Origin of the sequence: Bacillus sp. 1021 (assembly GCF_014534735.1) — a bacterium.
GTDB classification, from domain to species: Bacteria; Bacillota; Bacilli; order Bacillales; family Bacillaceae; genus Bacillus; species Bacillus siamensis.
The window spans coordinates 432,589-450,103 of the sequence record NZ_JACVSR010000001.1; the positions used below are offsets into that span (position 1 = coordinate 432,589).

Sequence of the window (17,515 nt, forward strand, 5' to 3'; positions counted from 1 at the left end):
AAATCTTTCTAAAAAGCCCTTTAAAAAATCTCCCAATATCATTAGAATAATTACGTACTACATTTGAGAGGCAGAAGGAACTATCTTATGAAATTAAAGCTGAAGAAATTCATACAGGTTTTGTCGCCTGCACAGCTGATCGCGTTATATTATTTTCTTGCTGTGACGGTGGCATTTATTTTGTTAAGTCTGCCGGCCGCCCACAAACAAGGGGCCAGCTGGTCGTTTATAGACGCGCTGTTTACGGCGGTCAGCTCAGTCAGTGTCACCGGTTTAACGGTCGTCAGCACGGCTGACACGTTCAGTACGGCCGGAATTGTCATTTTGGCTTTCGTGCTGCAATTCGGCGGCATCGGCATTATGACGCTCGGAACATTCGTCTGGCTCATTATGGGCAAACGGATCGGTTTGCGGGAACGGAAGCTCATTATGGTGGACCAGAATCAATCGCAGTTTTCCGGTATCGTCAACTTGATGAAGCAAGTGCTGTTTTTGATTTTATTAATCGAGTTTTTAGGCGGCATCATTTTAGGAACATATTTTTTAACGTACTATGATTCGTTTGAGCAGGCGTACTTGCACGGCTTCTTTGCGAGCGTCAGCGCCACGACAAACGGCGGTTTTGATATTACGGGAAATTCACTCGTTCCGTTCAGGCATGACTATTTCGTGCAGTTTATTACGATGCTTCTGATTGTTTTCGGTGCGATCGGGTTTCCGGTGCTCGTAGAAGTGAAGGACTTTTTGTTTTCAAAACAGCGCAGATACTCATTTACGCTGTTCACGAAAATCACGACCGTAACGTTCGGACTGCTCGTTTTGTTCGGAGCTGTCGGAATATACGCGCTTGAAGCCAGCCATGTCATGAAGGGAAAAAGCTGGCATGATGTTTTATTTTTATGTCTCTTTCAATCAACCGCTACGAGAAGCGGCGGGCTTGCGACGATTGATGTCAGTCAGCTGTCGGCGCCGACATTATTTTTCATTTGCGCCCTCATGTTCATCGGCGCATCGCCGAGCTCGGTCGGCGGCGGAATCCGTACGACGACATTTGCGCTCAACCTTCTTGCCCTGTTTCATTTTGCCCGCGGAAATAAAGCGGTCAAGGTCTTTAAGCGCGAGCTTCATCAGGCTGATGTCATAAAGTCGCTGGTTGTTACGATGATGGCGATTCTGCTCGTGTTTGGGTCAACGCTGATTTTGGCAGTGACGGAGAAAAATCAGACGCTGCTGGGCCTGCTGTTTGAAGTTTGTTCCGCTTTCGGAACGACCGGGCTTTCGCTGGGAATCACTCCGCATTTAAGCGACATCGGAAAATGCGTGATCATGGTGGTCATGTTTATCGGCCGAATCGGTATTTTGACGTTCCTTTATTTAATCGGCAGAAAAGAAATCGAAGCAAATTATCACTATCCGAAGGAAAGAATCATTATCGGCTGACACCGCTTTTTGAAAAGCGGTGTTTTTTTATTACCGGAAAATGGATGGGTGGAAACCGTTTATTTGGAGATTCTAATTCGTAAAGAGGTGACGTCATTGCTTGCCGTTTTTTGGAAATCTTTGATTATGATAGCTGTCGGTACCTTTTTATTGCGAATTGCCGGACGGAAATCGATCAGCCAGCTGTCGGTGACTCAGACGGTCATCATGATTTCCATCGGCTCGATTATTATTCAGCCGTTTATTGAACATAATTTATGGGAAACCATTTTCGCAGCGTCGATTTTTATCGCGGTACTGATTCTGATGGAATATTTAGAAATCAAATCAAACTTTTTTGAGTTTTTGTTTTCGGGGAAAACCGTCGCCGTTGTCAGAGACGGAAAAGTCATCCCGGAAAATTTAAAAAAGATGCGTTTCACCGAGGCGCAGCTCTCCATGCGGATCAGGCAGGAAGGCCTCGGGGACATAGAGGATTTTAAATATGTGCTGCTTGAGCCGAACGGACAAATCGGCTATGAGCTCATTGATGATGCCAAAAATGTGACAGTGCGCGACCTTAAAAAAATGTTTGATGAATTCAAAACAGATCTGCAGACAGAAGGAGGAAATCAAATGAAACGAAAAGCAGCAAAGAATGAAGCTTTGACCAACAACAATACACCCACTGAGAGCATGGATAAAGATGCATACACAACACAATATGACGGCGATCCCGGACTGAGAGGGGCAAACCGCAAATCAAAGCACGGCAGACAAGGGGGCGAATAATGTGACGAAAACAAACCGGCACAGCAAAGACATGCAAAATCATAAAAAGCCGATGGACCCTAAATTGCTTGAAGAAGAATTTTCAAGTGAGCTCGGAGATTATAACGCCGGAAAATGGATTGAAACGCTTGAACAGACGAAGCCAAAGAAAAAAGAAGACGGCAAAAAATAAAAAATACCTCTTAGGCGATAACGCTTAAGAGGTATTTCACATTATTTCGAATAAGCCCCGTTCCTTGTTCCTTTAATCGCTTGAAGCCAGCCGGTAATCCGCAATTCAATAAACGGCTGTGCGGCCGTTTTCACCGCATTGCTGGAGAGAATGGACGTTAGGGCGGCCGTTAAAATCAAGAGAATGACTAAATTCTGGTAATCAGACAGATGATCTTCAAGCCCGATCTGCCGCAGCGTTTTTATAATGAATCCATGCAGCAGATAGACGTAAAACGTTCTCGTACCCCACTTCGTAAAGAAATAACGCTTTTGCGGAACGAGCGCCAAAAAGCTGAAGGTGGCGGCAAAGGCCAATACATACCAGCCGATCCGCGACAGACCGCTCAAAAGCGTCACTGTGCCGAATGTAGAATAAGGCTCCGATCCGAACAGCCACGAGTAATCAAAATCAATGCACCAGCATAAGAGGAAAACAATGCCCAGTACGCCCGCGGCAATCTGCCTGCCCCTTTTAGCCCGAAGTAAATCAAAGTGCTGTTTCTTCAAATAAAACCCGACGAGGAACATCGGAAGAAAGACAAACGTCCGTGAAAGACTCAGCGTGCTGCTGACGAAATCGAGATACCCGATCATGACGGCAAGCCCGCAGCTTGCCCCAAGCGCCCACATTTTCGGCAGCTTCGTAAAGGGATACAGCAGCAGATTCCAAAAGAATAAGCTGACTAAAAACCAGAGAGACCACTGCGGATCAATCGGATTGACGCTCGTCATGCTTTCATCCTGAATCAAATAGTAAAAAACCGAGTAGATGCCCTGAAAAATCAGGTACGGAATAATCAGCTTCACAGCCAGCTTTTTTACATAACCTTTCCGCTTAAAGTTTTTTGCGAAATAGCCGGAAACCAGGATAAAGGCCGGCATATGAAAAGTATAAATGAATTTGTAGAGATGGAGCATAAACTCATTTCCGTTAATAAATGACCGGAGGATATGGCCGAACACCACCAGAAAAATCAAGATAAACTTGGCGTTGTCAAAATAACTGTCTCGCGATTTTGTCATAGCATCACCTTCTCTTCAAAAATCATCCACTGCATGATTATTTCCTGATGATGTTCATTTTAAAATAAAAAACAAAAAATTGAAGGAGGAAAAAAGGGATTGTTAGGATGATGTAACGGGGAGGTAAGGATCGTAGAAAAAGACTCTAACTTGTCATATCATTGAAATTTTCTGAAATGTATAGGGCGAATGAAGGAAGATGAGGTATTTTGTAGAAATATTGAAGGATAGGTTTTTGAAGAAGGAGTGTACTGAATGGCTGAAACTCTGGATTTGCAGACAAAGGAGTCGCTGAAAGAGCAGCTGAAGCGGCTGAAGGAGGAAAATGACCGCCTGAAGAGTGATTTGAACCGGTATCATGTGATTATGAATAACACGCTTGATGCCATTTTTATATGCCATAAGGAAATGAAAATCGTCCAGGCGAACGAGGCCGCGGCCCGGATGATGCAGATTGAGGCAGAGAGCCTCATGAACCGCTCCGTTCTGGACTTTTTATATTCCGTGCCTCAGGAAGAACTGAATAAGGCCGTGAAAAAATTTTTGAAAAAGGGCTATCTGTGGAAAGAGGTGCCGATTAAGCTTGACAGCGGCGCGACGAAATACATTGAATTCCTCGCCAGAGACGGAATTGGGGAGGATTATTTTTTTGTGGTAATGAGGGATATCTCCTCTAAAAAAATCTTAGAGCGTGAATTCTCCATGAACGAGCAGCTGTTCAAAGATTTGTTTGACAGAGCTGTCGACGGCATCGTGCTGTTTGATAAGGACGGCGGTTTTATTGATGCGAACCTCTCTTTTTGCAAAAGCTTTGAGATCGGCCAGAATGAACTGTCCCATCTGTCGCTCCGCCATTTTACCGACGGAGAAAACAAAAAGCACCTGAAAGAAATCTGGGACACCCTCCGGAGAAAAGGAAACGCCAAAGGAGAACTGCCGGTCAAGCTTCGGTCGGGCGAGGAGAAGCTGTTTGAGTTTACGATTACGTCCAACTTAATCAGCGGGTTTTACATGTCTATTATGAGAGACATAACGGAGAAACGGTCGATGGAATTGAAACTTTTTAAAAGCGAAGAGCGCTTCCGCGAAATCTTTGAAAACGCCATGGACGCGATTGTCATTTGGTCTGATGACGGAAAAATCGCCAAAGCAAACGAGTCGGCGTGCCGCATTTTCGAGCTGCCGATGGATAAGCTGGTGGAGACGAATTTATGTACGTTTATTGTTGATCCGCAGAAAAAATACAAGCAGATTAAGAAGAAATATGAAAAATACGGGGAAATCCGGGAAGAGATGCTGTTTCAAATGGCAAACGGCCAATACAAAGAGCTTGAGTTCACATCAAAACGAACCATACTCGAAGGTCAGCATTTAACCATTTTAAGAAATGTCAGCGATCGTAAGCGGATGGAAAAAGAATTGCGGGAAAGCGAGCTGAAGTTCAGAAAAGTATTCAACGGCTCAATGGACGGAAAAGTCTTGTTTGACAACCAATTCCGCATAATTGATGCGAATCCTCTCGCAAGCCGTATACTCGGAATGCCCGATGATGAGCTGAGAGCGCATACCGTTCCGGATATTCTTTCTTTATTTGAAATTGAAAACGCGGGTGTACCCGCCAAAAAGATCGATCTGGAAGGAATGGATAATGAAATCCCCTTCCTGTTAAGCAGCAGTGACAGCCGCAAATTGGAATTTTCCTTCAAAAGGAATATCATTCAAAATATGAACCTGGCCATCTTTAAAGATGTCACCGAGGCCAAAGAGCTTGAGGAGAGGCTGCGGAAATCTGACACTCTTCACGTCGTAGGGGAGCTGGCGGCCGGCATCGCCCACGAAATCAGAAATCCGATGACGGCGCTGAAAGGGTTCATTCAGCTTCTGCAAGGAAGCATTGAAGGCGAATATTCCCTGTACTTTAACGTCATTACCTCAGAATTAAAACGCATCGAGTCTATCATTACCGAATTTTTAATTTTAGCGAAACCTCAGGCAATATTATATGAAGAAAAAGACGTGACGCAGATTATGAAAGACACGGCTGATCTCTTGAATGCCCAGGCCAATCTTGTCAATGTGCAGATCCATTTGAACCAGACCGGGAACATCCCGCCGATTTATTGTGAGCCGAATCAATTAAAACAGGTGTTTATCAATATTTTAAAAAACGCCATTGAAGTCATGCCGGGCGGCGGCAATATCTACGTGACGATCCAGCCTTCTGATAAAGACCACATTCTGATATCCCTTCAAGATGAAGGAACAGGCATTTCTGAAGACAAATTAAAACGTCTGGGCGAGCCATTCTACACGACAAAAGACAGGGGGACGGGTCTCGGTCTCATGGTCAGTTATAAAATCATCGAAGAGCATCAGGGCCGCATTCATGTGGAAAGTGAAGAAGGGAAGGGCACGGTTTTTCATTTGACGCTTCCGATCCGGCAGAATACTGAAGAAAGAAGGAGCGGCGAATGATCTGCTTTACAAGTGTGAAAGCACCGTTTGGAACGGTCAGCCTGACGGAGGAAGATGGCTTTATTACCGGCCTGTTTCTCACCGGGGAAGATTTTGAGGAGTGGCGGAAAGATACGCCCGACGTGAAATTTTGCGAAACCGATCTGCTGTCGGAGGCGAAACAGCAGCTGACATCATATTTTTCCGGAGAGAGAAAGCATTTCTCTCTGCCTCTGAAACAACAAGGCACACTCTTTCAGGAAAAGGTATGGAATGCGCTGGCGATGATTCCTTACGGTGAATCACGAAGCTATGGTGATGTAGCTGAAGCTATCGGCAAGCCGAACGCGGTGCGCGCCATCGGACAGGCAAATAAACGCAACCGGCTGCCGATTTTTGTCCCGTGCCATCGGGTAATCGGCAAAAACAGCGCCTTAACGGGATACGCGGGCACGAAGACGGATGTAAAAGCGGCGTTGCTGAACATCGAACAAATATCCTATAAAGAAAAATAAAGCATATGGCACGTTCCGTTTTTTTACGTCCGACATATCATTTTATTAAGTGAAAAAAGTTGGTCTGATGAAAAAGGAGGACGAAGCCTGATGAAAATGAGCCGTCCGCAAAAGGTAGCCGGTTATGCAGAGCTGTTTTTTAAAATGCATCTGATTTCAGCCGCCCAAAAAGATGAAGTGCTGACATTATGCAGACAAAAAAACCGCTGACATTGCCTGAGGCAACATCATCAGCGGTTTTTCAGCTCAGCTGGCAGTCTGCGAATAATTGTTCAATTTCTTCCGTGTAAGAACCCGTCACAATTCCTCTCTCGGTGATAATGCCTGAAATCAGGCTGCCCGGTGTGATGTCAAAGGCCGGATTGAAGACCGGCACATCTTCGGGAGCGGTGCGTATGCCGGAGATTTGTCTGACTTCATCCGGATCTCTTTCTTCAATCGGAATCTGATCGCCGTTTTCAATCTGCAAGTCAAAGGTCGAAAGCGGTGCGGCCACAAAAAACGGAATCTGAAAGGCGTTTGCCAAGATCGCGAGGCCGTACGTTCCGATTTTGTTGGCCGTATCTCCGTTTTTAGCAATTCTGTCAGCGCCGACAATGACCGCTGAAATATGTTTTTCCTTCATTGTATGGGCGGCCATGCTGTCAGTAATGAGCGTGACATCAATCCCGCCCTGCATCAGCTCCCACGCCGTCAGCCGCGATCCTTGGAGAACGGGCCTTGTTTCACATGCGTAAATATGAAGGCCGAGGTCTTTTTGTTTCGCTAAGTAAAAGGGAGCAAGCGCCGTACCGTACCGGCTTGTGGCAATTGAACCCGCATTGCAGATGGTCATGATCTGGTCGCCTTTTTTAAAAAGGTGCAGCGCATTTTGGCCGATCATCCGGCATGTTTCTTCATCTTCAACCTGAATTTGAATGGCTTCATGAACGAGCGTTGTCTTCGCTTCATTGATTGAGATTGCATTCCTGATTGAATCCGTCAGTCTGTCAAGCGCCCAAGCGAGATTGACGGCAGTCGGTCTTGAGCTGTTTAAATATGCTTTGACATCGGCGAGCTGACGGCGGAAATCAGAAAGATCGCGGGTTTCAAACGATTTGGCGGCAAGCGCGAGTCCGAACGCCGCAGTTATACCGATGGCCGGAGCGCCCCTTACTTTCAGTGTGACAATCGCGTCGAATACATCTTCCTTTGTTTCAAGATCCGCATACTCAGTGACATCAGGGAGCTTTTGCTGATTTAAAATGCGGATGTGTGTTTCTTTCCATTCCACGGAACGGGGGATGGCAAATTCATTTGTCATGCTGCATCATTCCTTTACACGGAGCTTAAATTGATCCAGAACCTCAGTGATATGCTTCAGTTCTTTTCTGTTTTCGATATAATAGGCGCCGATTTCAAGCGCCAGCTTCTTCCGTTCAATTCGTTTATCAAACGGAGTGATTTCATCCAAGTCAGCCACATGGGCGAGCCCGATCGTGCGCCGGATCAGTTCGCATCCCGCAAAACCGACCGCTTCCTCAAACGCGTTTTTCAGTGTATCTTCCAGCAGGTGTCTGCAGGAAGGCAGGCAGTCTTTCTCCCATGCTTCACTGAATGTTTTTACAAATGTGTCCCATACGGCGGAGGTGTGGTCATATAATGGCTGTCTGTCGTCACCGTCCCGGCTGAGGGCGTTTAACAGCAGATTTGCAATAAATTGGCCGATGTCAAAGCCGATCGGTCCGAAGAAAGCAAACTCGGGATCAATGACCTTTGTTTCATGTTCATTGGCGAAGATGCTTCCCGTATGCAGATCGCCGTGAACCAATGTTTCCGCGGAATTCAGAAAGACGGCTTTCAATTCATCAGCGCCTTCTTTCAGGCGGGAATTGTTCCAAATTTTTTCTGCGTATGGGCGCAGCTCCTCTTCAAAATCGTTTGTTTCATGGTCGAGAAACGGTTCTGTAAACACAAGCCTTTCTGTAATATTGCAAAGTTCGGGATTTGTAAACTGCTTTGCGAGCTGCTGTTTTACTTTCGCATCAAGCGCATAATCGGATGAGTAAAAGAGCGTTTTTCCCAGAAATTCACCGATATGGGCTGATAAATTCGGATAATGTTTTCCTTCCATCAGTCCTTTTCTTGAGATCTTCAGATGCGAAAGGTCTTCCATTACCGTGACCGCCATTTCAGTATCGGAATAGTAAACGGCCGGAACGAGATGGGGCACGTGTTCGCCCTGGCGGATGAGGGCGCTGCTTTCGATTCTCGCCCGGTCAATCGTAAGCGGCCAGCTTTCCCCGACGATTTTCGCATAAGGAATCGCCTGTTTGATAATCAGTCCCTTTTTGTTTTCTTTATCGAAAACGTGAAAGACGTAATTTAAATTGCCGTCGCCGATTTCACGGCATGTGAGAGTGCTTTTGCTTTGAAATAAGCCGAGCTTCACAGCTAACGCTGCGGCGGAGCTTTCCGTTAATTGTTCATAAAGACTTGTTTTAGTTGCAGACATGGATTTACCCTCCAATTATGTAGTGGCAGTAAGAGATCGTGACGGAGAATACGCCCGAAAAAAAGCCTCCTTCTCTGAAAGAGAAGGAGGCCGAAACAGTGCAGTCCGCCTCTTATCTCTCAGATAACATCTGATGGAATTAGCACCGTGCCCTATGAGACAATCGTCTCGGCGCAAAATGTACGCGCCCCATTTCACAATGGAATTACGGTCGGTTGCTGTTGGGGTCAAAAGGCCAATCCCTCGCCCAACTCTCGATAAGAGAAAAATATATTGATTTGTATCACAATTCGGATTAATCAGTTGATGAAAATATTAGCAGGTGCCGAATATTCTTGTCAACGTTTTTTTGAAAATTAATATAAATCATGCCGCAAATCTTTGAAAACCGGGATGGTCTCGCGTACGGACGCGCTTTCTGAAACATCGATTTCCGCCCGGACTGCGCCTTCCGTCCGATCTCCTTCGGCTAAAATCCGGCCCCACGGGTCAATAATCAGGCTGTGGCCGGCAAATTCATTATCGGGATTTGACCCCGTGCAGTTAGAGGCTGCGACAAAACATTGGTTTTCAATGGCTCTGGCGACAAGCAGACTCCGCCAATGATCGAGGCGGGGAAGAGGCCATTCCGCAGAGATAAACAGGACATTCGCTCCTTGGGACGTATGTTTTCTGATCCATTCGGGGAAACGGATATCATAGCAGATCAGCCCGGCGCACTTGACACCGTCAAGCTCAAAGGAACCGTCACTGTTTCCTGCTGTCAGATACAGATGTTCATCCATCAGCTGAAACAGATGGGCTTTCTGATACCGCTTCACGATCTGCCCGCTGTTATCGGCGATGTACATAGTGTTATAGACATTTTCGCCTTCTTTGACCGCAAAAGATCCGGCAACGAGGTGTACGTTGTATGCTTTGGCCGTTTTTTTAAGCCATTGTGCCGAAACTTCGCCGTTTTCATCCGCCAGCTGGTCAAGCCGTGTGAGATCATAGCCGGTCGTCCACAGCTCAGGAAGCACGATGACATCAGCATGGCGGCTTTCTTGCTCAATCAAAGATTCTGCTTTTTTGAAGTTTTCTGAAGGATTTCCGTATGAAATATCAAATTGCAAACAGGAAACGGTCCATTTCATTTTTTATACACCTCAAGTTTCTCTTTACTTTTTTTATTTAACCATATATGATGATGGACTATCATTTCAAGACATTTTTAGAAGGTGAAAATATGAACTTTGAAGTCTCAGATGTACTCAAACAGCTGCCGGAACAATTTTTTGCATCTTTGGTGCAAAAGGTCAATCAAAAGCTGAAAGAAGGCAAAGACATCATCAATTTAGGACAGGGGAATCCCGATCAGCCGACACCTCAGCATATCGTTGAAGAAATGAAGCGCGCCGTCGAAAAGCCGGAAAATCATAAATACTCATCATTCCGGGGCGCTTACAGCTTCAAAAAAGCTGCGGCTGAATTTTATGAAAGGGAGTACGGGGTGACGCTTGACCCGGAAACGGAAGTAGCCGTGCTGTTCGGAGGCAAGGCGGGGCTTGTTGAGCTTCCGCAATGTCTTTTGAACCCGGGAGATACCATTCTTGTGCCTGATCCCGGATATCCTGACTACTGGTCGGGGGTCGCCCTTGCGAAAGCGAAAATGGAAATGATGCCTCTGACGGAAGATAGAGGGTTTCTCCCCGATTACAGCGCAATTCCTGAAAAGGTGCAGAACGAGGCGAAGCTGCTGTATCTCAATTATCCGAATAATCCGACCGGTGCTGTGGCAACAGAGGCGTTTTTCGAGGAGACGGTCAGCTTTGCGGAACAAAACGGCATTTGTGTCGTTCATGATTTCGCATACGGGGCCGTCGGTTTTGACGGGCATAAACCGCTGAGCTTTTTGCAGACGGAAGGCGCAAAAGAAACGGGGATTGAAATCTATACTTTGTCCAAAACGTATAACATGGCGGGCTGGCGGGTCGGATTTGCCGTCGGAAACGCGTCTGTCATCGAAGCGATCAATCTTTATCAAGATCATATGTTTGTCAGCCTGTTTCCCGCGGCGCAGCAGGCGGCAGCCGCCGCTCTTTTGGCGGATCAGACGTGCGTCGCAGCGCAAAATGACAGATATGAGTCGAGACGCAATGCCTGGATTGCAGCCTGCCGTGATATCGGCTGGGATGTGACGGCTCCGGCGGGTTCCTTTTTTGCATGGCTTCCGGTGCCGGACGGATATACGTCGCAGTCGTTTTCAGATCTGCTTTTGGAAAAAGCGGATGTCGCGGTCGCAGCCGGAAACGGGTTCGGAAAATTCGGAGAAGGCTATATAAGAGTCGGTCTTCTGACAAGTGAAGAAAGACTTAAAGAAGCTGCGGAACGGATCGGGAAGCTGAATCTTTTCACCCGAAAAAGCATTGACATATCAGGATAACAATGCGATAATTCAAAATACTTTATAAAATCATTATTCTTATCAAGAGCAGGCAGAGGGACGAGCCCGATGAAGCCCGGCAACCGACTGATAAAGCACGGTGCTAATTCTTGCAGCAGGAGCTGAGAGATAAGATTCGGACATAACACGAAGCCTCTTTCTGCTCTTAAGGAAGAGGCTTTTTTATGTTTTGCGAAAGAAAGAGAGGCGTTCACGCATGAGCGAAGTATTGGCAACATATCTTCTGACAGACACAACGGACAGTGAAAAGCGGGCGGAACAGATTGCGGCGGGGCTGACGGTAGGCTCCTGGACGGATCTGCCCCTGGTGAAACAGGAACAGCTCAGAAAGCATAAAGGCCGGGTCGTGAAAGTTGAGGAAAAAGAAGGGGCCAAAGAAAACGAAACACAATCCGTCATCACCATCGCCTATCCTGAGGCGAATTTTTCAAGAGATATTCCGGCCGTCCTGACGACGGTATTCGGAAAGCTGTCACTGGACGGAAAAATAAAATTGACTGATCTGGAATTTTCCGAAGGGTTTAAACGCTCCCTTCCCGGGCCGAAATTCGGTATATACGGCATCCGCAAACTGCTGGGCGAATTTGAAAGACCGCTTCTGATGAGCATCTTTAAAGGCGTGATCGGACGGGATCTCGCCGACATTAAAGAACAGCTCAGACAGCAGGCGCTCGGCGGCGTGGATCTTATTAAAGATGACGAAATTTTCTTTGAAAATGAACTGGCTCCGTTTGAAACCCGCATTATCGAAGGAAAACAAGTCCTGAAGGAAACGCGGGAGGAGACGGGGCATAAGACGCTGTACGCCGTAAACCTGACGGGGAGGACTTCTGAATTGCGGGATAAAGCGAGACGCGCGGCAGAACTCGGGGCAGACGCCCTCTTACTGAATGTATTCGCCTACGGCTTAGACGTCATGCAAAGTCTTGCTGAAGATGGGGAAATCCCGCTTCCGATTATGGCGCATCCGGCGGTCAGCGGCGCGTTTACATCATCTCCCGTTTACGGTTTATCGCACGCACTTTTGCTCGGCAAGCTGAACCGCTATTGCGGCGCCGATTTCAGCTTATTTCCGTCACCATACGGATCCGTCGCTCTTCCGAAGGAGTCCGCACTTGCGATCCATCATGAATGTGTAAAGGAAGACGTCTTTCAACCGACGTTTGCCGTCCCGTCAGCAGGCATTCATCCCGGCATGGTGCCATTGTTAATGCGTGATTTCGGTATTGATCACATCATCAATGCAGGCGGAGGCATTCACGGCCATCCGAAAGGAGCCGAGGGCGGCGGAAGAGCGTTTCGCGCCATTATTGATGCGGTGCTTGAAGCACAGCCGATTGAAGAAAAAGCCGCGTCGTGCAAAGATCTTCAGCTCGCATTAGACAAATGGGGAAAGGCGGAATCCGTATGACCCGCACACCGCTGATTATTTGTGATTTCGACGGAACAGTCACCATGAACGACAACATTGTCAGCATGATGAAAGAATTCGCGCCCCCTGAGTGGCTTGAATTAAAAGACGGTGTTCTGTCTAAAAGCATATCAATTCAGGAAGGAGTCGGCCGGATGTTCGGGCTGCTGCCGAGCAGCTTAAAAGATGAGCTGACGGACTTTATTCTGGAGGATGCGAAAATACGGGACGGCTTTTTGGATTTTGTTTCGTTTGTCCGGTCAAACGATCTCCCGTTTTATATCGTAAGCGGGGGGATGGACTTTTTTGTGCATCCGCTTTTAGAAGGCATCGTAGAAAAAGAGCGGATCTTCTGCAATCATGCATCCTTTGACAATGAATATATTCATATCAATTGGCCGCACGCCTGTGACGAAGCCTGCACGAATCAGTGCGGCTGCTGCAAACCGTCAGTCATCCGGAAGCTATCCGACCGGCAGAAATTTCTCATTATGATCGGTGATTCGGTGACGGATGTCGAGGCTGCAAAGTTATCCGATATGTGTTTTGCGAGAGATTATCTTTTGACTGAATCCAAAGAGCTTGGTCTTCGGCATCAGCCTTTTCAAGATTTTCATGAAGTGAAAACAGGCATCGAAAATATCGGGGAGGTGCAAGCATGGCTGCAAAAGAAGAACGCTGGCGCGAACTTGCCGAAGTAAAGCGCGAGCTGGCTGAAAGAGACTGGTTCCCGGCAACAAGCGGGAATCTTTCCATCAAAGTATCCGACGGGCCGCTGACGTTTCTTGTTACGGCAAGCGGAAAAGACAAACGAAAAGAAACAGACGAAGATTTTCTCTTAGTCGATGAGAACGGGGAGCCCACGGAGACCGGCCATTCCTTAAAACCCTCGGCAGAGACGCTTCTCCATACGTACTTATACCAAAAGACAGACGCAGGCTGCTGTCTGCATGTCCATACCGTTAATAATAATGTCATCTCAGAGCTCTACGGGGATGAAAAACAAATCACCTTTCAGGGGCAGGAAATGATTAAGGCGCTCGGATTGTGGGAGGAAAACGCGTCGGTGACCGTTCCGATCATTGACAATCCGGCGCACATCCCGGCATTGGCCGAAAGCTTCGCGCGCCATGCAGACGCCGGATCAGGCGCGGTATTAATCCGCAATCACGGCATTACAGCATGGGGGCGGACCGCGTTTGAGGCGAAAAGGGTGCTGGAAGCCTATGAATTTTTATTCAGCTGTCACATCAAGCTTCTGTCAATTCGGCCGCAGCTTGTAAAATAAAAGGAGGAACGCAAAATGGCGACAATCAGAATTCATGACGAAAAGAATACGATCATTGAACATCAGGAAGAAGTAGCGCGCTTTTTAGACGAACAAGAGGTGATCTATGAGCAGTGGAACATTGAAAAACTTCCGCCTGAGCTTTCGGAGAAATACGATCTAACCGAAGATGAAAAAAACCGGATTCTCACGGTGTTTGACAAGGAGATTCAGGATATTTCAGCCCGGCGCGGCTATCGGTCTCAGGATGTCATTTCTTTATCAGATACAACACCCAATCTTGATGAGCTGTTGAACAATTTTCAAAGAGAACATCACCACACGGATGATGAAGTCCGCTTTATCGTCAGCGGGCACGGCATCTTCGTCATTCAGGGCAAAGACGGCACTTTTTTTGATGTCCGTTTAAATCCGGGGGATTTGATTTCGGTTCCGGAGAACATCCGCCACTACTTTACGCTTCAGGAGGATCGCCGGGTCGTCGCAATCCGAATCTTCGTGACGACTGAAGGATGGGTGCCGATTTATGAAAATGAAAGTGTGCAAAACGGATAGATGTCCGAACCTCTCATGCGGTCAGCCGCATGAGAGGTTTTTTATTGTAATATAAAATCTCTGTTTTTTTATGCATTAAATGGGCGCATTTTGTTTATATCATTACCTGAATGGGTATTATTCTCGTAATCATACTAAAGATTCCAATATGAAATGAAAAATTAAGTTATTTAGTAAAAAAATGTTTACAAATAAAGTATAATCTGTAATAATGCTCAATAACCCAATCAAACTTGTTTCCTATTCTTTTAGCGGTGAGGGGTGAAGTGAATGGGCAGTTATTCTGAACAAGAAAAATTGCTAGTATCTATTGATGAAAAGAGGAAAATGATGATAGATGCGGCTAACAGGCAGGGGTTTACAGGATATGACACGATCAGACACAGCCAGGAACTGGACAGTCTGATGAACGCGTATCAGCAGCTGATAAACCATGAACGCACACATCACCAAGGAATACAGGGCCTTGTGAAGAAAATAGGCTTGTTCTCCCGCGGTGACGTCATGCCTGCATATGAAGCAAACAAATGATTGATGATAAACAGATAACGAAGACTGAATGCGCTTCATGATCAACCGCCGCATCCGAAAGATGACCGCGTGCAGTCAGCGGGTTTTTCCGCTGGCACAGTTCACGAAGCGCCTCGTATCTATCTGCCGGCTATGTTGCCGTTCCCCGGTATATCCTCTTACACATATTCTCCTTATATAAAAAACACCCTGTTTCAGGGTGTTTTTTCATCGTGAAGCGGCAGGGAGGGTAATGGTGACCTCTGTGCCTTTATCGACTTCACTTTGAATGTCAATCGAACCGCCGTACATCAGCACGATCCGTTTACATACGACAAGACCGAGGCCGGTGCCTTTTTCCTTTGATGTGACAAACGGAAGGAAAATGTGCTCAAGCATATCTTCAGAAATACCCATTCCGTTGTCGGCCACCTTAATGACTGCTTTTTGGTCGAGGGCCTCTAAATAGATGGACAGCCTGCCGCCTTCCTGCATTGATTCGAGCGCGTTTTTCGCGACATTTAAGATCACCTGTTTAATATGGTCTTTCGTGCAGTTGACCTTGAGCGGCCGATTGACGAGAATCTCCACATTCACTTCCACATTATAAAGATTCCCTTCCGAATAAATAATCGGCATAATCTCATCAAGAATATCCTGCAGCGAGTTCACTTCCAATCGTTCCGCGGTCGGTTTGCCGAGCACTAAAAACTCACTGACAATCTGATTGATCCGTTTAACTTCCTGCTCAATAATTGAGAAATACAGCTGATCTTCCTCCGTTTTATATTTTTTCTGCAAAAGCTGAATGAAGCCGCTGATCCCTGTAAGCGGGTTGCGTATTTCATGAGCGGTGCTTGCGGCAAGCGTTCCGATCAGCTCCAATTTTTGCGCCTCGTTTTGAGCGCGCTCCAGCTCGGTCTTGCGCTTAAGCAGATAATATTGAACGAGGATGAACAGAATATTCAGCAGCACGGCAATACTGGACATCGGCAGCAGCACGCTTTTGGTCAGCTCGTTCAGCTCTACCGGTTTCGGGTAAACATTGATATTCCAATTAATATCATCCAGATAGCCGCTGACGGGTTTCACGCCTTCTGACTGATCTGCCCGTCCGCTGGCAAATATCACTTTATCCTCATGGGTTGCCTTGACATAAACGTCGGGGCTCAGCATATTGATCATATTTCTCAAATAATCGACTTGTATGGCGGCCACGAAATAATCCGTGACCTCCCGGTTTGCGTCTAACACCGGCACGCAGATCGTAAAGATGCGCTGGCCTGTAATTCTGCTGGAGTAGTCGTTTGTGATGACCGTTTTTTTCGTCTTTTTTGCCTTCGTAAAATACGGTCTGTCGGCCAAATTCACCTTTGTTTTCAGATCGGTCGTGCTTGCGATGACGTCACCTTTGGAATTCAGCATATACAATCCGCTGAATCTGGGTTCATCCTCAAAAGCCTGATCGAGAATTTCATTTATCTTTTCTTCATTGACAGGCTTATCGACAGCGATCGCAAGTGTTGTCATCCGGGCTTTTGTTTCACCGATTAAATAATTGAGCTTATTGCGGTGAAGATTGAGCATCATACTGGCTTCCTGTATGTGTTTATCGGCTATTTTCTGCTTTTCTTTTTCATATATGAAAAAGCTGATAATAAGTGCCGGGATGATCACCAATATGAGATAAAGTTTGATCTTTCCCCGGGCACCTTTAAATGTATTCACTCTGCATCGCTCCAACATTACACTTGAATAGAGGTATTATATCATTGTTTATACTTCTTTAATAAGAAAAAATAACCAAAATGCTATAAAAACAAATTATTTTATTAAGGTCCGTCAAAAAGAAGAGAAATTTTGGAAAGATTTTTGTTGACATTTTTCATTTTGTTTATTAATGTTTCTCTGTAACGGTTTCTTTTGCAAAAAGGATGATTGAATGTATGACGGATAAAACAGAAAACTCATTGAAATTATTTATTGTACTGTCGCGTGCATACCGGTCCATAAACGACCATATGAATAAACATATTCATAAGCACGGCCTGAATCCGACAGAATTTGCTGTGCTTGAGCTGCTGTATCATAAAGGCAACCAGCCGCTGCAGCAGATCGGCGACAAAATTTTATTAGCGAGCGGAAGTATTACATACGTTGTTGACAAATTAGAGAAAAAAGAACTTCTCATCAGAAAAGCCTCGCCGACTGACAGGAGGGTGACTTTCGCACAGATTTCCGAAAAGGGAATCCGTCTTTTGGACGATATTTTCCCTGATCATGCAGCCGAAATTAAAGAAATGATCAGTGTGCTGAGTGATGAGGAGATAGAAATGTGTACGGAAATGCTGAAAAGAGTGGGATTAAACGCTAAACATTTTCATCAGAAATAAAA

Annotated in this window: 17 protein-coding genes and 2 riboswitches; of the genes, 12 read left to right on the plus strand and 5 right to left on the minus strand. The window is 46.1% G+C overall.

What is annotated here, in order from left to right; genetic code table 11:
• The first annotated feature begins 87 nt into the window (after nt 1–87).
• The 3 genes from ICW23_RS02400 to ICW23_RS02410 all read left to right on the plus strand — a co-directional run bounded on the left by ICW23_RS02400 (nt 88) and on the right by ICW23_RS02410 (nt 2,383).
• Entirely contained in the window at nt 88–1,440 is a 1,353-nt protein-coding gene (locus ICW23_RS02400; protein ID WP_188153986.1) for a TrkH family potassium uptake protein, read from the plus strand.
• 96 nt (nt 1,441–1,536) lie between these two features.
• Nucleotides 1,537–2,211: a YetF domain-containing protein gene (locus ICW23_RS02405; protein WP_188154201.1), complete on the plus strand. Its 675-nt coding sequence runs from the start codon at nt 1,537–1,539 to the stop codon at nt 2,209–2,211.
• 31 nt (nt 2,212–2,242) lie between these two features.
• Nucleotides 2,243–2,383: a hypothetical protein gene (locus ICW23_RS02410; RefSeq protein ID WP_095240833.1), complete on the plus strand. Its 141-nt coding sequence runs from the start codon at nt 2,243–2,245 to the stop codon at nt 2,381–2,383.
• 41 nt (nt 2,384–2,424) lie between these two features.
• Here the strand turns inward: ICW23_RS02410 and ICW23_RS02415 are convergent, their stop codons facing one another.
• Nucleotides 2,425–3,447, minus strand: a complete 1,023-nt coding sequence (locus ICW23_RS02415) for an acyltransferase family protein (RefSeq protein WP_188153987.1) — start codon at nt 3,445–3,447, stop codon at nt 2,425–2,427.
• Between the two features lie 255 nt (nt 3,448–3,702).
• Between ICW23_RS02415 and ICW23_RS02420 the strand changes: the two genes are divergently transcribed.
• Nucleotides 3,703–5,922: a PAS domain-containing sensor histidine kinase gene (locus ICW23_RS02420; protein WP_047475326.1), complete on the plus strand. Its 2,220-nt coding sequence runs from the start codon at nt 3,703–3,705 to the stop codon at nt 5,920–5,922.
• Nucleotides 5,919–6,416 (plus strand): methylated-DNA--[protein]-cysteine S-methyltransferase, encoded by a 498-nt coding sequence (locus ICW23_RS02425; protein WP_188153988.1) that lies wholly within the window; start codon nt 5,919–5,921, stop codon nt 6,414–6,416. The genes ICW23_RS02420 and ICW23_RS02425 overlap by 4 nt, the downstream gene beginning before the upstream one ends.
• 241 nt (nt 6,417–6,657) lie before the next feature.
• Here ICW23_RS02425 and mtnA read toward each other — a convergent pair whose 3' ends face one another.
• The 3 genes from mtnA to ICW23_RS02440 all read right to left on the minus strand — a co-directional run bounded on the left by mtnA (nt 6,658) and on the right by ICW23_RS02440 (nt 10,046).
• Nucleotides 6,658–7,719 carry an S-methyl-5-thioribose-1-phosphate isomerase gene (gene mtnA, locus ICW23_RS02430; RefSeq protein ID WP_188153989.1) on the minus strand — a complete coding sequence of 354 codons (1,062 nt, stop codon included), beginning with the start codon at nt 7,717–7,719 and terminating at the stop codon, nt 6,658–6,660.
• 6 nt (nt 7,720–7,725) lie between these two features.
• Nucleotides 7,726–8,910 (minus strand): S-methyl-5-thioribose kinase, encoded by a 1,185-nt coding sequence (gene mtnK / locus ICW23_RS02435; RefSeq protein ID WP_016936360.1) that lies wholly within the window; start codon nt 8,908–8,910, stop codon nt 7,726–7,728.
• A gap of 109 nt (nt 8,911–9,019) precedes the next feature.
• A riboswitch (SAM riboswitch) is annotated at nt 9,020–9,174 on the minus strand.
• Between the two features lie 92 nt (nt 9,175–9,266).
• Nucleotides 9,267–10,046: a carbon-nitrogen family hydrolase gene (locus ICW23_RS02440; RefSeq protein WP_188153990.1), complete on the minus strand. Its 780-nt coding sequence runs from the start codon at nt 10,044–10,046 to the stop codon at nt 9,267–9,269.
• A gap of 92 nt (nt 10,047–10,138) precedes the next feature.
• Between ICW23_RS02440 and ICW23_RS02445 the strand changes: the two genes are divergently transcribed.
• The 6 genes from ICW23_RS02445 to spo0E all read left to right on the plus strand — a co-directional run bounded on the left by ICW23_RS02445 (nt 10,139) and on the right by spo0E (nt 15,141).
• Nucleotides 10,139–11,335 carry a pyridoxal phosphate-dependent aminotransferase gene (locus ICW23_RS02445; protein ID WP_049628367.1) on the plus strand — a complete coding sequence of 399 codons (1,197 nt, stop codon included), beginning with the start codon at nt 10,139–10,141 and terminating at the stop codon, nt 11,333–11,335.
• A 36-nt stretch (nt 11,336–11,371) separates the two neighbouring features.
• A riboswitch (SAM riboswitch) is annotated at nt 11,372–11,471 on the plus strand.
• Nucleotides 11,472–11,552: 81 nt separating this feature from the next.
• Nucleotides 11,553–12,767: a 2,3-diketo-5-methylthiopentyl-1-phosphate enolase gene (gene mtnW, locus ICW23_RS02450; protein WP_188153991.1), complete on the plus strand. Its 1,215-nt coding sequence runs from the start codon at nt 11,553–11,555 to the stop codon at nt 12,765–12,767.
• On the plus strand, nt 12,764–13,468 hold the full coding sequence (gene mtnX, locus ICW23_RS02455; RefSeq protein ID WP_064778814.1) for a 2-hydroxy-3-keto-5-methylthiopentenyl-1-phosphate phosphatase: 705 nt from the start codon (nt 12,764–12,766) through the stop codon (nt 13,466–13,468). The genes mtnW and mtnX overlap by 4 nt, the downstream gene beginning before the upstream one ends.
• Nucleotides 13,426–14,055 carry a methylthioribulose 1-phosphate dehydratase gene (locus ICW23_RS02460; RefSeq protein WP_188153992.1) on the plus strand — a complete coding sequence of 210 codons (630 nt, stop codon included), beginning with the start codon at nt 13,426–13,428 and terminating at the stop codon, nt 14,053–14,055. The genes mtnX and ICW23_RS02460 overlap by 43 nt, the downstream gene beginning before the upstream one ends.
• 15 nt (nt 14,056–14,070) lie before the next feature.
• Entirely contained in the window at nt 14,071–14,610 is a 540-nt protein-coding gene (locus ICW23_RS02465) for a 1,2-dihydroxy-3-keto-5-methylthiopentene dioxygenase (protein WP_188153993.1), read from the plus strand.
• A 270-nt stretch (nt 14,611–14,880) separates the two neighbouring features.
• The gene (spo0E, locus tag ICW23_RS02470) at nt 14,881–15,141 is read left to right on the plus strand and encodes an aspartyl-phosphate phosphatase Spo0E (protein WP_188153994.1); all 261 of its coding nucleotides are present in this window, start codon (nt 14,881–14,883) and stop codon (nt 15,139–15,141) included.
• A 207-nt stretch (nt 15,142–15,348) separates the two neighbouring features.
• On the opposite strand, the gene ICW23_RS02475 is transcribed toward spo0E, so the two are convergent.
• Complete coding sequence (locus ICW23_RS02475; RefSeq protein WP_188153995.1) at nt 15,349–16,866, minus strand: sporulation kinase KinD; 1,518 nt, start codon at nt 16,864–16,866, stop codon at nt 15,349–15,351.
• Nucleotides 16,867–17,066: 200 nt separating this feature from the next.
• Between ICW23_RS02475 and mhqR the strand changes: the two genes are divergently transcribed.
• Nucleotides 17,067–17,513, plus strand: coding sequence for a MarR family transcriptional regulator MhqR (gene mhqR, locus ICW23_RS02480; protein ID WP_016936351.1), 447 nt, complete (start codon nt 17,067–17,069; stop codon nt 17,511–17,513).
• Nucleotides 17,514–17,515: the final 2 nt, after the last annotated feature.

Bases quoted from the DNA above. Each gene is read 5' to 3' on its own strand.
- ICW23_RS02460 (WP_188153992.1), top strand. From the start codon at position 13,426: ATGGCTGCAAAAGAAGAACGCTGGCGCGAACTTGCCGAAGTAAAGCGC.
- mtnK (WP_016936360.1), bottom strand. From the start codon at position 8,910: ATGTCTGCAACTAAAACAAGTCTTTATGAACAATTAACGGAAAGCTCC.
- ICW23_RS02410 (WP_095240833.1), top strand. From the start codon at position 2,243: ATGCAAAATCATAAAAAGCCGATGGACCCTAAATTGCTTGAAGAAGAA.
- mhqR (WP_016936351.1), top strand. From the start codon at position 17,067: ATGACGGATAAAACAGAAAACTCATTGAAATTATTTATTGTACTGTCG.
- mtnA (WP_188153989.1), bottom strand. From the start codon at position 7,719: ATGACAAATGAATTTGCCATCCCCCGTTCCGTGGAATGGAAAGAAACA.
- mtnX (WP_064778814.1), top strand. From the start codon at position 12,764: ATGACCCGCACACCGCTGATTATTTGTGATTTCGACGGAACAGTCACC.
- ICW23_RS02445 (WP_049628367.1), top strand. From the start codon at position 10,139: ATGAACTTTGAAGTCTCAGATGTACTCAAACAGCTGCCGGAACAATTT.
- spo0E (WP_188153994.1), top strand. From the start codon at position 14,881: ATGGGCAGTTATTCTGAACAAGAAAAATTGCTAGTATCTATTGATGAA.
- ICW23_RS02400 (WP_188153986.1), top strand. From the start codon at position 88: ATGAAATTAAAGCTGAAGAAATTCATACAGGTTTTGTCGCCTGCACAG.
- ICW23_RS02440 (WP_188153990.1), bottom strand. From the start codon at position 10,046: ATGAAATGGACCGTTTCCTGTTTGCAATTTGATATTTCATACGGAAAT.
- ICW23_RS02415 (WP_188153987.1), bottom strand. From the start codon at position 3,447: ATGACAAAATCGCGAGACAGTTATTTTGACAACGCCAAGTTTATCTTG.
- mtnW (WP_188153991.1), top strand. From the start codon at position 11,553: ATGAGCGAAGTATTGGCAACATATCTTCTGACAGACACAACGGACAGT.
- ICW23_RS02420 (WP_047475326.1), top strand. From the start codon at position 3,703: ATGGCTGAAACTCTGGATTTGCAGACAAAGGAGTCGCTGAAAGAGCAG.
- ICW23_RS02475 (WP_188153995.1), bottom strand. From the start codon at position 16,866: ATGTTGGAGCGATGCAGAGTGAATACATTTAAAGGTGCCCGGGGAAAG.
- ICW23_RS02465 (WP_188153993.1), top strand. From the start codon at position 14,071: ATGGCGACAATCAGAATTCATGACGAAAAGAATACGATCATTGAACAT.
- ICW23_RS02425 (WP_188153988.1), top strand. From the start codon at position 5,919: ATGATCTGCTTTACAAGTGTGAAAGCACCGTTTGGAACGGTCAGCCTG.